The 13,568-nt window shown below is 49.7% G+C and carries 16 protein-coding genes and 1 tRNA gene; 5 read left to right on the top strand and 12 right to left on the bottom strand.

What is annotated here, in order from left to right; genetic code table 11:
• Window positions 1-11: 11 nt before the first annotated feature.
• Window positions 12-593, bottom strand: coding sequence for a membrane lipoprotein lipid attachment site-containing protein (locus T458_RS54880; RefSeq protein ID WP_023555393.1), 582 nt, complete (start codon window positions 591-593; stop codon window positions 12-14).
• Window positions 594-1,295: 702 nt separating this feature from the next.
• Here T458_RS54880 and T458_RS57415 point away from each other — a divergent pair.
• Window positions 1,296-1,362, top strand: a tRNA-Arg gene (locus T458_RS57415).
• 117 nt (window positions 1,363-1,479) lie between these two features.
• On the opposite strand, the gene T458_RS54875 is transcribed toward T458_RS57415, so the two are convergent.
• A complete protein-coding gene (locus T458_RS54875) occupies window positions 1,480-2,472 on the bottom strand; it encodes an ABC transporter substrate-binding protein (RefSeq protein ID WP_023555392.1) in 993 nt (330 codons plus the stop codon).
• 201 nt (window positions 2,473-2,673) lie between these two features.
• Here T458_RS54875 and T458_RS54870 point away from each other — a divergent pair, with 201 nt between their 5' ends.
• Window positions 2,674-3,237, top strand: coding sequence for a TetR/AcrR family transcriptional regulator (locus tag T458_RS54870; RefSeq protein ID WP_252989896.1), 564 nt, complete (start codon window positions 2,674-2,676; stop codon window positions 3,235-3,237).
• A gap of 63 nt (window positions 3,238-3,300) precedes the next feature.
• On the opposite strand, the gene T458_RS57410 is transcribed toward T458_RS54870, so the two are convergent.
• Complete coding sequence (locus tag T458_RS57410; protein WP_171819425.1) at window positions 3,301-3,453, bottom strand: hypothetical protein; 153 nt, start codon at window positions 3,451-3,453, stop codon at window positions 3,301-3,303.
• Window positions 3,454-3,610: 157 nt separating this feature from the next.
• Here T458_RS57410 and T458_RS56785 point away from each other — a divergent pair, with 157 nt between their 5' ends.
• Window positions 3,611-3,745 (top strand): DUF4023 domain-containing protein, encoded by a 135-nt coding sequence (locus tag T458_RS56785; protein WP_023555389.1) that lies wholly within the window; start codon window positions 3,611-3,613, stop codon window positions 3,743-3,745.
• A gap of 78 nt (window positions 3,746-3,823) precedes the next feature.
• Here the strand turns inward: T458_RS56785 and T458_RS54865 are convergent, their stop codons facing one another.
• Window positions 3,824-5,065 (bottom strand): branched-chain amino acid ABC transporter substrate-binding protein, encoded by a 1,242-nt coding sequence (locus tag T458_RS54865; protein ID WP_023555388.1) that lies wholly within the window; start codon window positions 5,063-5,065, stop codon window positions 3,824-3,826.
• Between the two features lie 234 nt (window positions 5,066-5,299).
• Window positions 5,300-5,761: a copper amine oxidase N-terminal domain-containing protein gene (locus tag T458_RS54860; RefSeq protein ID WP_023555387.1), complete on the bottom strand. Its 462-nt coding sequence runs from the start codon at window positions 5,759-5,761 to the stop codon at window positions 5,300-5,302.
• Between the two features lie 182 nt (window positions 5,762-5,943).
• Between T458_RS54860 and T458_RS54855 the strand changes: the two genes are divergently transcribed.
• Window positions 5,944-6,171 carry a hypothetical protein gene (locus T458_RS54855; protein ID WP_023555386.1) on the top strand — a complete coding sequence of 76 codons (228 nt, stop codon included), beginning with the start codon at window positions 5,944-5,946 and terminating at the stop codon, window positions 6,169-6,171.
• A 139-nt stretch (window positions 6,172-6,310) separates the two neighbouring features.
• Window positions 6,311-6,913, top strand: a complete 603-nt coding sequence (gene clpP, locus T458_RS54850; protein WP_023555385.1) for an ATP-dependent Clp endopeptidase proteolytic subunit ClpP — start codon at window positions 6,311-6,313, stop codon at window positions 6,911-6,913.
• 128 nt (window positions 6,914-7,041) lie between these two features.
• On the opposite strand, the gene T458_RS0129570 is transcribed toward clpP, so the two are convergent.
• From T458_RS0129570 to T458_RS54820, 7 genes are all read right to left on the bottom strand, one after another.
• Entirely contained in the window at window positions 7,042-7,233 is a 192-nt protein-coding gene (locus tag T458_RS0129570) for a hypothetical protein (RefSeq protein ID WP_031306333.1), read from the bottom strand.
• A 130-nt stretch (window positions 7,234-7,363) separates the two neighbouring features.
• On the bottom strand, window positions 7,364-7,621 hold the full coding sequence (locus tag T458_RS54845; RefSeq protein WP_023555383.1) for an HPr family phosphocarrier protein: 258 nt from the start codon (window positions 7,619-7,621) through the stop codon (window positions 7,364-7,366).
• A 51-nt stretch (window positions 7,622-7,672) separates the two neighbouring features.
• Window positions 7,673-8,620 (bottom strand): DNA-binding protein WhiA, encoded by a 948-nt coding sequence (gene whiA, locus T458_RS54840; protein WP_023555382.1) that lies wholly within the window; start codon window positions 8,618-8,620, stop codon window positions 7,673-7,675.
• 24 nt (window positions 8,621-8,644) lie between these two features.
• Entirely contained in the window at window positions 8,645-9,637 is a 993-nt protein-coding gene (locus T458_RS54835; RefSeq protein WP_023555381.1) for a gluconeogenesis factor YvcK family protein, read from the bottom strand.
• Window positions 9,638-9,713: 76 nt separating this feature from the next.
• Window positions 9,714-10,595 (bottom strand): RNase adapter RapZ, encoded by an 882-nt coding sequence (gene rapZ, locus T458_RS54830; RefSeq protein WP_023555380.1) that lies wholly within the window; start codon window positions 10,593-10,595, stop codon window positions 9,714-9,716.
• A 209-nt stretch (window positions 10,596-10,804) separates the two neighbouring features.
• Window positions 10,805-11,764 carry a thioredoxin-disulfide reductase gene (trxB, locus tag T458_RS54825; protein WP_023555379.1) on the bottom strand — a complete coding sequence of 320 codons (960 nt, stop codon included), beginning with the start codon at window positions 11,762-11,764 and terminating at the stop codon, window positions 10,805-10,807.
• Window positions 11,765-11,832: 68 nt separating this feature from the next.
• The gene (locus T458_RS54820; protein WP_023555378.1) at window positions 11,833-13,485 is read right to left on the bottom strand and encodes a tetratricopeptide repeat protein; all 1,653 of its coding nucleotides are present in this window, start codon (window positions 13,483-13,485) and stop codon (window positions 11,833-11,835) included.
• Window positions 13,486-13,568 lie beyond the last annotated feature (83 nt).

Genomic DNA, 13,568 nt, shown 5'->3' with positions numbered 1-13,568 from the left:
TTATGCTCACATTACTTATACCTATCATCCGTTACAATCTTCACGTACCCGATATTCTCCGGGTTGCCTTCCTGATCCTTCACCACACGCACGTTGTAGAGCCCGCCCAGGCTCCCGTAATCGAGATAGAGCGGATTCTCCCTTTCCGGAGCCTTCCCGTCCTCTACCGCCAGCCCTACCGCCTGCATCGCCTTGATTGCGTCGTCCGGATATTTTAGCGCCGTCGTCGGCTTAACCTCGATCCTGGCCGCGATTCCTTCGATAAACATGACGGATACCGCACCGACCGGTGTTTCGTAATCGTTGCGCACAAATGGCGTCTTCTCTTCCGTAGACAATAGCGTCCACTCGCCGGTTTCTGTCGCGTAAGGCACGCGGAACATTGCCGTTACGTCAGCCTCCGACTTACCTGCGATCGATTTAACGGAGAACTCCGAAGTGGCGGGCGTTTCCGTAGGTGCTTCCGGAGCTACCGCAGGTGGTGACGGCTCTACCGTTTTTACTTCCGTACTAGTGACGGAGGATTCCGGCGGCTGATCGCTGCAGCCCGCCAGTAACGTGAGGATCGCGAGTATGAATAGTGACCGTTTCATAGCGTACACCTTCCGTTTTTACCTAATTATACCACGGGATAAACGCGGCCGGACCCCGAGGTAAAAATTGATTCGCGCGAGGTGTAACTACCAGGCGGAGGGGTTCGAGGGTACCCGCATGGGGGGTAAATCGGAATCGTTCCGTTATGCAATTGATAACCATTCCCAGTTTACGGAAGAGTTCTACTCGGACTCAGCTCGCGCTCCAAAACGTGATAACGGCGCGGTTCCTGCGTGGTGTGGATAATTATCGTTTATGCACCGTTTATACAAACGTGATAAGGACGCGGGTTAGCGCGATTTGACCGGATTTATTTCCCGACCGTTTATGCACCCGTTATGCAGCGGACCCCCCTGAGATTTCGGAGGCCTTCCGCGCCGGGAGCGTCCAGCGGATGAAATCGCGCTATTCGTGCGGAATCGTGCGGTCGCTCAACGTTAGACCGACTGCACTTTATCGCGTTAAATCGTAATAACAACGCGTGGTTCCGCACCCGGTCGCGGTGGCGTATGCTCGCGCGCTTTGTCGGACTAAAGCGTAGTCGAACGCTTGTTTATCGCTGCCATAACCGCTATAATATGGCTTGTCCGCGTTCCCTCTAACGGAGGCGACCACGTTCGCAAAACGCCATTTTGACGTTGATTTACCGTATAGGGCAACGGACGAATCCAGTAATGACGTGAGGTTTACGTTAGATTATAACGAGTACAATCCGCCGAATGGTCTCCGGAACCATGTGCGGGGGTTCGATTCCCTTCAGGCGTACCATCATAAAACACGTAATAGAAGCGATCTCTTGCGAAGCGAGGGGTCGCTTCTTTTCGTTATGAGCATCGGAGGTGAACAGTCCCCAACCCGCGGATTGAGGACGCCGCACCTTTCAGATTACGGCTGGACTTCGGATACAATCTTCTCGATGTCCTTCACCAGCAATTCAGCTGCGATGATTCCCCCTGCGGAGTTCCAAATCGCTTCGTTGACCTGGTAGACATGTCCATTTTTCTTCACCTTCAAATTCCGAGCGAGCGGATCGTCCAACCATTCCTGGGCGGTTTTCGTGGCTCCGTTGTCTCCTTCCCGGTCAGAAGCGAAGTAGAAGAAAATATCGCCATCCAGCTCAGCCATTTGTTCCTTGGCGAGATCCTTGGTGAATTCATCTTTGTTCTGCGCTTCAGGTCTGGCAAAGCCCATCTTCTCCAGGATGACCCCTGCGAAATTATTTTTGTAATACACTCTTACTTTGCCGGCTTGAAAACGGGCCAGAGAGATTTCAAGCTTCGTTTTGTCTCCCAATTTGTTTTTGGCTTCCGCGATGGTTTTCTCAAATTCCTCGAGCACCTTTTTGCCGTCTTCCTCACGATTCAATGCTTTTGCATACAAGGAAAAATTATCGATCATACTGTCGCCCAGATTTTCGGTGAACACCGTCGGCGCGATCGCGGAGAGCTGGCTGTAGATTTTCTCTTGGCGAACCTTCGTACCCAAGATCAGATCCGGCTTCAGACTCGCGATCAATTCCACATTGGGCTGGACCTCGTCCCCAATCACTTCTACGCCGTCCATCTGATCCTTGATGTGATCAAACCACGGATCGCCAATCCACGACTTGACGGCTCCCACCGGCTTGATGCCGAGCGCGAGCAAACTTTCCGTGCCCTGCGTAGTCAGGACGACGATTCGCTGCGGCGTTCCTGGAATGACGGTTTCACCCATCGCGTGCGGGACGATTCGCGTCTCCTCTCCCGTCGGCTGCGCAGCGCTTTCAGCCTGTGCGGTCTGTTGCTGTTGTACCGAAGGCTGCGAGCCGCCCCCGCAGCCTGTTGCCAATACGGTCATAATCAATGCGAGCGACATCCATATTTTCCCCTTGCGTATCATCCGATTCTCTCCTCCAAATACCGATCTAGATAACAATGAGTATCATTATCATTTAAAAAATGTGAAAAAAATAAGCCCCGTGCGCATGGGTCTACTCAAATGTTACAATTGTAACACTAAACCTTTTTTTGCGTCTTTTCAATTCCTTTCCCTTTATTTGCAGCCAAAATAGACAAAACCAAGGATGTGTCACGTTTGACAGTGTATGCAGGTTCACGATCGCAGCAATCAAAAGAATGGATTATCCTTGCCCTCTTGCAGCTGATGGAACATCAGGTGTACTCCGATATTTCCATTACCGATATCGCTCGCCGTGCGGGTCTCGCCAGACAGACGTTTTACCGCAATTATCAGGATAAGGATGACATTCTGTTTGATTTTCTCAGTAGGCAATTCGCCCAATTTCGCAGCCTGTGGGACGATCAGGACATTCTCAGTGAAAAGATGTTCGTCTCGCTATTCCATACCTGGCAGGATCAGGTCCCTGCGTCACTGGTCGCGAATATCTGCAGCTATGACCGGAAAATCAGGCAGATCATCTTTCGCAGCCTGGATCATTTTATCCAGGCGTTGTTCCGCGTGCACCTTCCTGATGAAGAGAAGCAGCAGCAGAGCAGTCTGCACTACTACGCCCAGCGCTCGTTCTCTTCTACTCTCCACGTCTTGCTGATCGAATGGACGCTGAACCGCTTCGCACAATCGCCGGAAGAGATGGGGCGTCTCACCTTTCAATTGACCAGTTCCATGCGCTCCCATTTGCAGTAAGGGGACAGGTGCAAAAACAAGCAAAACCTGCTTGGAGCCCTTTTCGGCTCTTGGCAGGTTTCGCTACGACTCTACATCATTTTTGGATTGGATCGGTTTGACGGGATCAATAGTGTCTGGTTTGCGGCTGTACGCTTTGTTCGTGACCCAAATGCTGACCCATATGATCAATAGGCATACAATGACCAATGCGGCAATAAATCCGGGTGTCATCATTCCTACCTCCATTTTCGTTCTACCTTGCTCCCCCTATTATAGCTGATTTCGACACTGTCCGACCGAGAGTGTTATTCCAAAATAGTGAATTCTTGACTGCCATTCGCCATCATTGGGCATCCTACTCTCCATATGCCGATTCCTTTGGAGGTGCAAAATGGATTTTACCAAAATGAGCACAAGCGAATTTGTCGCCAAAATTCATGAAGCCCAGGTCAAAAACCTGCGCAGCAGAAAACACCAAGGCTACGGCCATCCGGAAAAAAGACTCCCCAGCAAGCAAGGCATCTGACTTCCCTACTATGTGATCCAAGACAAAACCCTGGAGCATCCATCCCCAGGGTTTTGCTTTTTCAAATGTGATTCCTTGTTATTTCGCTTCGCCGATGTACACCTTTTGACCGTTCTCATATTTATAGACATAGACAGAAGCGAATTCGTTGTCCCCTTTTTCATTAAAGGTTACATTCACAAATTTGCCTTTGTAGTCCTTGATGTTGTGTACGGCTTCCAGTACTTGCTCACGTGTTGGCTTTTTGCCGCCATTGGCCTTGATCGCTTCTTCCAGACCATGCAGCATAACGCCCATGGAGTCATAACCGAAGGAAGTGAAGATACCGACCTTGTTTCCGGTCGCCGATTCAAAATCAGCAATCCACTTTTTGCCCTCTTCCGTAGCCCCTACGTCTCCTACAGTAGACGTAAAGACGACGTTGTTGGAATTTTCTGCACCTGCGATTTTCACCAGGTCCGCAGAGTCGTAGCCGTCCCCACCCATGAAGATGCCGGTGAAGCCTTTTTCACGAGCTTGCTTGACGATGATTCCAGCATCAGAGTAGTATCCGCCGAAGTAGATCATTTCCGGCTTGGTAGCGAGGATTTGGTTCAATACAGCGCCGTAATCCTTCTCCCCTGCTGTTACCCCTTCATAGCCCAGGATTTGTACGCCATCCTTCTCGAACTGCTTTTTCACCTCATCTGCCAAGCCCTGGCCGTACGCCTGCTTGTCATGCATGATAAAAGCGTTCTTGACGTTCAGCGAATTCTTCGCATAGATAGCTGCTTTGGAGCCTTGTTGGTCATCGCGCGCGCAGATACGGTGCACGATCTTCTTGCCTTGCTCGGTCAGGTCGGAACCAGTCGCAGATGGAGATACCATGACCAGCTTCTCCTGATCGTATTGCGCTGCTGCTGTGACAGAAGCACCTGTCGTAGCATGTCCAACTACACCGATAACATCAGGATTGGAGATCAGCATCTGTGCGACCGCTACCCCTTGTTTCGGGTCTGCCTGGTCATCCTGTGAGGACAATTGCACGTCGAATCCAAGCTGTTTGAAAGCTTCCTGCTTTTCCTTCAGGGCGTATTCTGCGCCCGCCTTGGCAGTGCTTCCATAATCAGAGTATTGTCCGGACATCGGCCCTACGACTGCAATGACCAGCTTCTCAGTAGCACCGCCTCCGCCGCCTCCGCCGCTGCCCGAATTTTGCGCTGGCGTTTCACCGCCCGATTGCTGCGTACCCGTGCCGCCGCCTCCTCCAGCACAACCTGCCAAAAGGGCACTGACTGTAAAGGCTGCTGCTAGAATTGACAATGTTTTCTGTTTTTTCATAGCCATTCTTCCCCCTTTTCCTTTGCAGACAAAGGATAAAAACGATCGAAACTGTAACCTATTGTAAGACAAATGAGAAAATTTGCAATAGAAAATATGGTTTTTCACCTAAATATTTTTTCCATTATTATATTGAACAAAAAATGAAACCACCGAGACAAAAATGACCACCTCTGCAATAGAAGTGGTCCTGAATCTAAGACGTCAAGTATTTACGAAATGATGGCGAAGCACCTATTTCACAATTTCAATCTGGAGGTTGTACGTGAGCGTTTTCTCGTCATAGGTAACCTCAGCACCCAATTCTTGCGCTACGTATACGAGTGGCACCAGAACAGCGCCGGTAGTCGTACGAGGCGGAGCAGGAACTCGGATTTCCTTGCCGTTCTTGTAGGCAAAAGTGCTGTTTTCATACATGCGCAAAGCGTAGTTATTGTCTTTGGCGATCAACACGGATTTGATCATGCTGTCCCATGCTGCAGTTCCGCCGAGTGCGATGGCGAGGGTACTCGCGTTTACATAAGCCACTCCGTTTTCCGTTACGACGTCTTGTGGGAAAGCTAGTGGTCTTTCATTCAGGGTTACATTGATTTTTTGCTGTTGCACTGGTGCTGTCTCGGCAAAAGCCGCTGTTGCTGACACGCTGCCTGTCAAAAGAGCAGCCGTCAGCAGCATTGCTGGAACTTTACGAAGCATTTGATACACTCCTTCTTATAATAGAAATACTATCCAATAATGTAACATACGCTTAAAGTTTGATTTTTCCTCCTTTATTTTCTAACATTTTACTCATGAAGGTTTTTCCCCGTCTATTCCGCGAACAAATGTTTTTGTGCACAAGCTGTGGATAATTTTGTGGATAACTTTACAAGGAGGTGTTGACCATCGCCGGAGAACGTTTTTATTTGATCTATCAGGAGGCAAGCGACGAGGAATGTCTGTTGACGATTCAGCCCTATCAGGATGAAACTGCTTTGGGTGAAGCCATCCAGCAGCTGCAGATGAACCAGATTGAGGAGTATACCATCATCAAAGGTAAAAAAATGGCCGCCACCCTGCGCCTGAGCGTCGAACTGAAGGAAGTGGATGAAACAAAGGAAAAGTAGACGCACACAGCGTTTTTCCCGCGCCAGGTTTAAGGTGATGACAACTGGCAATCATGGTAGAGAGGACCCATACATAAATGTTTGACCTTTACTGACCTTTTGCTGTATGATATTCTTACAAAGAGAGGAGGAGAACTAGATGCACATGAATTTGATTCCAACCGTCATTGAACAGACCAACCGTGGTGAACGTGCGTATGATATTTATTCGCGCCTGCTTAAAGATAGAATTATCTTTTTGGGAACTCCCATCAATGATACGGTAGCCAATATCGTAGTTGCCCAGTTGTTGTTCCTTCAGGCAGAAGACCCTGATAAAGACATTCACCTCTATATCAACAGCCCTGGCGGTTCCATTACAGCAGGCATGGCGATTTACGATACCATGAACTTTATCAAACCGGATGTATCGACGATTTGCATCGGTATGGCTGCTTCCATGGGAGCGTTCCTGCTTGCTGCAGGGGCGAAGGGTAAACGTTTTGCTCTGCCGAACAGCGAAGTCATGATTCACCAGCCGCTCGGTGGCGCTCAAGGTCAGGCGAGCGATATCGAGATTGCGGCCAAACGCATTCTGAAAATGCGTGACAAGCTGAACCAAATCCTGTCAGAGCGTACCGGTCAACCGCTGGAGCGCATCCAGAAGGACACTGACCGCGACAACTTCCTTTCAGCTGCTGAAGCACTGGAGTATGGCTTGATCGACAAGGTGATCTCTTCCGAAGCGGCAGCCAAAAAATAAAGCTATACGGAAATGAAAAGAACACCCGTGGCGAAGCGGGTGTTTTTTGATACATAAAAAGCCGAGCAGACGAGGGAATAGGTCCTCACTTCCCCCTGCTCGGCTTTATTCGGCTTGCATGCTGATGCCTACGTCATCTGTTCATCGTCATAAAGGGCCTGCTCTTCTGATGTCGCACCGGCCAATGTGTCCACAGATGTCTCCTCGATTAAGCCGTTCTGCTCGGTCACTTGGCCTCCTCCCAGCCCTTCGTTGACCATCCGATCGATATCCATGTCATAGGCGTCGCGGCCCTCATAGATTGAATCACGTTCAATCATGCGTTGCTCCCCCTTTCCTGATCGGTCGAGTTTTTTCCCTGCACGGTTTAGCAATGCCCTGATGAACGTAAAATCATGTAATGAAAAAACACCTTCCAGCGGGGAAAGTGTCTTTGTCCTTGCTTGTTGCCTATTCTTCTTTGCTAACCAGTTGGGTAAGGCTTGAAACAGCCTGACCTGCATCTGGCCCTTCTGCACTAATCGTAATATCCGTTCCAGAACTGATGGCGAGGCTCATGATTCCCATGATGCTTTTGGCGTTTACTTTCTTGTTGTCTTTTTCAACGAATACCTCGGCTGCAAAACGATTGGCCTCTTGTACGAAGAAAGCGGCCGGACGCGCTTGCAAACCGGTTTTCAACTTGACCGTTACTTGCTGCTGAACCATCTATAGACCTCCTTACGCGAAAGAATCATTATCCTATAGTATAGCACGGTTTTAGAGAGAAACATTTTGTTTTTCTCGTAATTTGTCAGCGATTTCGTTAATTTTTCGCAGGCGATGATTCACTCCCGACTTGCTGACAACTCCACTTGGGATCATTTCTCCCAACTCTTTTAAATTGATATCCGGGTGGATCAGTCGAAGCTCTGCCACTTCCCGCAGGCGCTTGGGCAAATTCTCCAACCCCATCTCCTGATCGATGAGCTGGATGTTCTCCATTTGGCGCGTTGCCGCGTTCACCGTCTTGTTGATGTTGGCGATTTCGCAGTTGTGCAGGCGGTTTACAGAGTTGCGCATGTCCTTGACGATGCGCACATCCTCGAAGTACAGCAAGGCCTGGTGCGCACCAATCAGACTGAGAAACTCGGTGATCTTCTCACCTTCTTTGATGTAGAGCACATAACCTTTTTTTCGTTCAATGCACTTTGCATTCAATTTATAGCGATTCGCCATCTTGGTCAAAGCTTCACAAAAATCCTGGTAGGAAGTGAAGATCTCCAAATGATAGCTGGAGGCCTCGGGATGATTGACAGATCCGCCGGCCAAAAATGCTCCGCGCAGATAGGCAGCACGGCAGCATGATTTCTTCACCACTTCCGGTGCAATCCCCGGAATAAACGACATGCTCTGATCCATGATGCCCAAATCCTGCAAGACCTCATTCGCCTTGTGTGGAATTCGTACGATGTAGACGTTGTTTTTTTTCAGGCGCATTTTTTTACGGACCAGAAGCTCAGCATGGATGCTAAAGAGCCGCTTGATCAATGTATAGATCCTTCTGGCAATCGCCGCATTTTCCGTCGTCACATCCAGTATGAGCCGACCTGAGCCGAACTGCAGGCTCCCGTTCATCCGAATCAATGCGGATAACTCTGCTTTGCTGCAGCAATCGCCGGCCTCCTGCATCGTCAATTCCTTTTTGGTATGCGCGGCGAATGACATGGACACCCACTCCTTCTACTCTCTTCAGCTCCTTCGCCTGCGCTTGAGAAGGGAAACGACCTGCCTGCTCACTGCATGAGCATCATGCCTCAGATAGCCATCCTCAAACGTAACCAATGGTTTCGCCACGATTTGCAAGCCCAGTTGGCGCAGCTGCTTCAGGTCGCAACGGACCGGTTTGGCTCCCTTTTCCGCATATTTCTCCAATACATGAAGAGGCAATTTCGCTGAATTCACAATTATTGTATCCAAAAAGGCTTCTCCCACGTGCTGATACATGGCTTGAACATGGTGGGAAGCCGCAAATCCATCCGTTTCACCAGGTTGTGTCATGACATTGCAAATATAGATCTTCGGGGCCGTCGAGCGGCTGACAGCAGAAAACAGTCCACGCACCAGCAGATTCGGTATAATGCTGGTGTAAAGACTGCCTGGACCAATCAGGATCGCATCCGCATCCGCAATCGCAAGCAGGGCTTCGTTCAACGGAGCAGCATCAGAAGGCTCCAGAAACACGCGCTTGATTTTTTTCCCCGCCAAGGGAATTTGCGATTCTCCCGCAACGAGCGCTCCATCTGTCATCTCTGCGACGAGCTGAATGGATTGCGTAGACGCAGGCAACACATCCCCGCGTACCGCCAAAACGCCGCTCAGGGCCTTGACAGCGGTAACAAAATCACCTGTAATCTCGTTCATTGCTGCAAGTAGTAGATTTCCCAAATTATGCCCGGCTAATCCGGTCCCTGCCGAAAAGCGGTATTGCATTACTTTCTCCATCAATGGCTCCGTATCCGCCAACGCCGTCAAGACGTTGCGGATATCCCCCGGCGGCGGCATATCCATCTCCGCACGCAAACGACCGGAGCTTCCACCGTCATCAGCGACAGTCACGATCGCGGTGATATGAACCGGCTCGTACTTTAAACCGCGCAGAAGTACGGACAACCCTGTTCCCCCGCCGATGACGACAATCCGCATTTCCTTTCGCTGCGGCCTCCCCATTCCCTTCGTCGGCATATGTCACCCCATTATCCCTCTTTTACAGCTGACCCTTTATCCGAACCAAATCCATGATTTCCTACCATTCATATGCTTACTTGCTCTTTTCGATGTCACGGTGGCTGGTCCGAACCGTGAAGTCCTGTCCAAAGGTTCTCGCCAAATGCTCCACGATGGCGACCGATCGATGCTTTCCTCCTGTACAGCCAATGCCGATCACCAATTGGCTCTTGCCTTCTCGCTGATAATGCGGCAAGGTGTATGCCAGAAAATCAGTCAGCTTTTCGATGAATTCTTTGGTGTCTTTTTGATTCATTACGTAGTCCGACACATCCTGATCCTTCCCGGTTTTGGGACGCAGTTCGTCCACGTAGTGCGGATTAGGCAGAAAACGCACGTCAAACATCAAGTCAGCATCAATTGGTGAACCGTACTTGAAGCCGAACGATTGCAAATTGATGGTCAGCGGCGATCCTTGCTGTCCGTACTGACTGATTATTTTCTCCCGAAGCTGTGCGGGTTTCATTTGACTGGTATCGATAATCTGATGCGCCCAGCCCTTCATCTCTTGCAACAGGCGGCGCTCAGCATGAATGCCTTCCAGAGGAGAACCGTTCGATGAGAGCGGATGGCGTCGGCGTGTTTCCTTATAGCGGGAAACGAGCGTCTGATCACTTGCATCCAGGTACAAGATATGGAAGGACAGTCTGTCCATTTCATTCAGCCGATCGATTGTTTGGGAGAGGTCTTCAAAAAACTCCCGACCGCGAAGATCGATGACCAGAGCAACCCTCTCGATGCTTCCGCCAGATTGCAGTACCATTTCGGCAAATTTGGGAATCAGCACTGGCGGCAGGTTGTCTACACAAAAGAAACCCAGGTCCTCCAGGCTTTGTACAGCTACTGTTTTCCCCGCCCCGGACATCCCTGTGATGATGAGCAAGTTAATAGCCTTGTCTTTTCCCATTTCAGTCACGCAACTCGCCTCCTACGATTCTGACAATAGCATACCATATCAATCGGCTTTTTCGCATCCTTTTGCGTTTCTCTCCTGATGATGCCGTTTTTGGAAAAAAAGAGACGTGGCTTACACTTCAGCCACGCCAATCAGGTTTATATAGATAAGGGGGTTAATTCATTGTCTTTATCTTACCCCTCAAATATTTCACTTATGTTACAACCAAGTTAAGAGATTGTGACATTTTGTTCCTGCAGCTTTTCGTTCAATTCTTCTACATAATGCTGAGCGGATTGAGCGGCAATCGATCCGTCGCCTGTTGCGGTAACGACTTGACGCAGCATTTTTTCACGAACGTCACCTGCGGCGAAAACGCCTTTTACTTTGGTTTTCATTTTTTCATCTGTCAAAATGTAACCAGCTTCATTGGTGATGCCCAGATTGCGGACGGCCTCTGTCAGCGGATCCATCCCGACGTAGATGAAGACACCGTCAGTAGCCAATTCGCTTTGCTCATTTGTTTTGACGTTTTCGAGCAGAACAGACTGCACTTTGCCTTCGCCGCGGATTTCTTTTACCTGGGTGTCCCAGATCACGGAGATTTTCTCGTTCTCCATCGCGCGTTTTTGCAGGATTTTCTGTGCGCGGAACTGATCGCGACGGTGTACGATCGTAACTTTGGAAGCAAAGCGGGTAAGGAACACAGCTTCTTCTACCGCGGAGTCTCCACCGCCTACGACAACCAGCTCTTTGCCGCGGAAAAAGGCGCCGTCACACACTGCACAATACGAGACACCACGGCCGGACAGTTCTTTTTCGCCTGGTGCTCCCAGGAGTCGGTGCTCAGCCCCTGTCGCGATAATCACGGACTTCGCCAGGTATTCCTTGTCGCCCGCAATCACACGCTTGTATGGTTCTTCATCACGAACTTCTTTGATTTCGCCATAAGCGTACTCGGCACCGAATTGTTGTGCATGCTCGAACATTTTTGTCGACAGATCAGGTCCCAGGATGGAACCAAAGCCAGGGTAGTTTTCGATTTCTTCGGTATTGGCCATTTGACCGCCCGGAATTCCACGCTCCAGCATCAAGGTGCTCATGTTGGCACGAGATGTATATACAGCAGCCGTCATTCCGGCTGGACCGGCTCCGGCGATGATGACGTCATAAATTTTTTGATCGCTCATGTGACTCGTCCTCCTTCTCAAACACAACAATGATTAGATCTACTTTAAACTAATTATAAAGTAATAATCTATTTAAAATCAAGTGCAGACATCAATTTGACGCACTTTGCCACAGTAGCTGCCGATACGCCGTATTTTTTTGCCAGAGAAGCCTGCGACACTTTTTGATTCGTAACAGTTGCGTATACATATTCCAGCGCAGCAACCCATGCTACCGTTTTACGCACTTGCCTTGCCTCAACGGTTGATTGCTGCTGGAACTGACGCCATGCGTTCAGGCACCATTTGGCCGCTTCCGGCTGGCCTGCCTCATGCAGCAGGCGGTGGATGACTTCTTCTACGGATTCCTCGGCCTGCTGGCTTTTGCGAGCCGCTGGACGCTTTTTCGTCGCAGGCGGGGCGGTGCAGGGCAAGGTGGCTCCCATATCCACTAGCGCCAGCAAAGCCAATTTTTGTAGCTGGGTATCAGTCGTCTGCTCGTAAAACTGACGAACCGCTTGTTCTGCCTCATCGTCAGCGATCAGGGACAGAGTTTGCAGAACCGCTACCTTCACTTCATCGCGCCCGTGCTGCAAAGCCCACAGCAGGGATGCCCGAATCATCGGGTCGGACTTAAAGTCCTCTACTCCGGTAAAAGAAGCATTTTCCCAGGATACCTCGCGTTGCGGCGGATTGTACTGGTAGGGGATAGGTTTTATAGTTTCCCCTTCCTGCTCGTTTTTTACCATCTGAATATACTGGTCCGCGATCCCCGCCTCCGGATCGAGCTGCTTGGCCTTTTGCCACCAGCGCAACGCCTGATCCTTACGTCCGCTCAAATAAGCCGAGATCGCCGCGTAGTGGTAGGTGCACGCTTCGTGGGGTTTTCCCGATCTCAGCATGCGATAGTAGTGCATGAAGGCCTCTTCGTGCTGTCCGAGAACTCCCATGGTGGTCGCCAGCTTGTACGTATTTTCCGGATGAAACGGAACGACTTTTTTTAGCATGTCCATCAGCTTGAGCAGTTCACCTGTATGGTTCTGGTGGGAGAGCAGCACTGCCAGGTTGCAAAGGGCATGCAAATTGCCATTTTCCATCTCCAGGGTCTTCTGGATGGTATCCAATGCCAGTTCAAAATCGCCTACATAGTAATATGCCAGGGACAGGTTGTTCCAAGCCGGTAAAAAGGATGGGTCTGTCTCAACAATCTCCTTCAGCGTATCCAACGCTTCAAGAAAACGCCCTTCTTCCAAACTGCGACGGGCTCTCTCATGCTTGCTGTAGATGTCCTCGTTTTCACTGGGGAGAAAATGGCGCGGCGGCATATCCAATTCAAAATAAATATAATCAAGCAATTCCTCTGCATCTTCCCGATAAGGTCCGTTGGCGTCTTCTTGCAGATAGCGAATTGCCATTTCCTCTGCCATCTCGAAATCTTCCAGATTCGCGTAGTTGTTGGCCATATAAAAATATACTTCTACTAAACTAGGATCCCACTTTTCAATCACTTCAGCCAGCACTTCATTCGACATCTCGAATTTGCCGGTCTCCGCCAATGCACTAGCCAGATGACAATGGCATTCGGCATTCGTTGGCTCAAGCTCTATCGCTCGGCGAAAAGAACGCAACGCTTTTTCATAGTCATATCGATGTAAACATTTCATCCCGCGTTCCACAAAAAACGCAGCGTCTTGCTGAAAGGTAACGACAGTTTTTTTGACACTACTTTTATTTTCTTTCATAAAACCTCCAACATCGTAGGAGCAGCACTCCAAGTATCGTACCAGAAGCGCAGCCATGCCACAAGCCGACTCGTCTTGTAAAC

Origin of the sequence: Brevibacillus panacihumi W25 (assembly GCF_000503775.1) — a bacterium.
GTDB lineage: Bacteria > Bacillota > Bacilli > Brevibacillales > Brevibacillaceae > Brevibacillus > Brevibacillus panacihumi_A.
Note: the sequence above shows the minus strand (reverse complement) of the source record. Positions and strands in the feature narration are given on the sequence as shown.

Bases quoted from the DNA above. Each gene is read 5' to 3' on its own strand.
- T458_RS54880 (WP_023555393.1), bottom strand. From the start codon at position 593: ATGAAACGGTCACTATTCATACTCGCGATCCTCACGTTACTGGCGGGC.
- T458_RS54875 (WP_023555392.1), bottom strand. From the start codon at position 2,472: ATGATACGCAAGGGGAAAATATGGATGTCGCTCGCATTGATTATGACC.
- T458_RS57410 (WP_171819425.1), bottom strand. From the start codon at position 3,453: ATGATGACACCCGGATTTATTGCCGCATTGGTCATTGTATGCCTATTG.
- T458_RS56785 (WP_023555389.1), top strand. From the start codon at position 3,611: ATGGATTTTACCAAAATGAGCACAAGCGAATTTGTCGCCAAAATTCAT.
- T458_RS54865 (WP_023555388.1), bottom strand. From the start codon at position 5,065: ATGAAAAAACAGAAAACATTGTCAATTCTAGCAGCAGCCTTTACAGTC.
- T458_RS54860 (WP_023555387.1), bottom strand. From the start codon at position 5,761: ATGCTTCGTAAAGTTCCAGCAATGCTGCTGACGGCTGCTCTTTTGACA.
- clpP (WP_023555385.1), top strand. From the start codon at position 6,311: ATGCACATGAATTTGATTCCAACCGTCATTGAACAGACCAACCGTGGT.
- T458_RS0129570 (WP_031306333.1), bottom strand. From the start codon at position 7,233: ATGATTGAACGTGATTCAATCTATGAGGGCCGCGACGCCTATGACATG.
- T458_RS54845 (WP_023555383.1), bottom strand. From the start codon at position 7,621: ATGGTTCAGCAGCAAGTAACGGTCAAGTTGAAAACCGGTTTGCAAGCG.
- whiA (WP_023555382.1), bottom strand. From the start codon at position 8,620: ATGTCATTCGCCGCGCATACCAAAAAGGAATTGACGATGCAGGAGGCC.
- T458_RS54835 (WP_023555381.1), bottom strand. From the start codon at position 9,637: ATGCCGACGAAGGGAATGGGGAGGCCGCAGCGAAAGGAAATGCGGATT.
- trxB (WP_023555379.1), bottom strand. From the start codon at position 11,764: ATGAGCGATCAAAAAATTTATGACGTCATCATCGCCGGAGCCGGTCCA.
- T458_RS54820 (WP_023555378.1), bottom strand. From the start codon at position 13,485: ATGAAAGAAAATAAAAGTAGTGTCAAAAAAACTGTCGTTACCTTTCAG.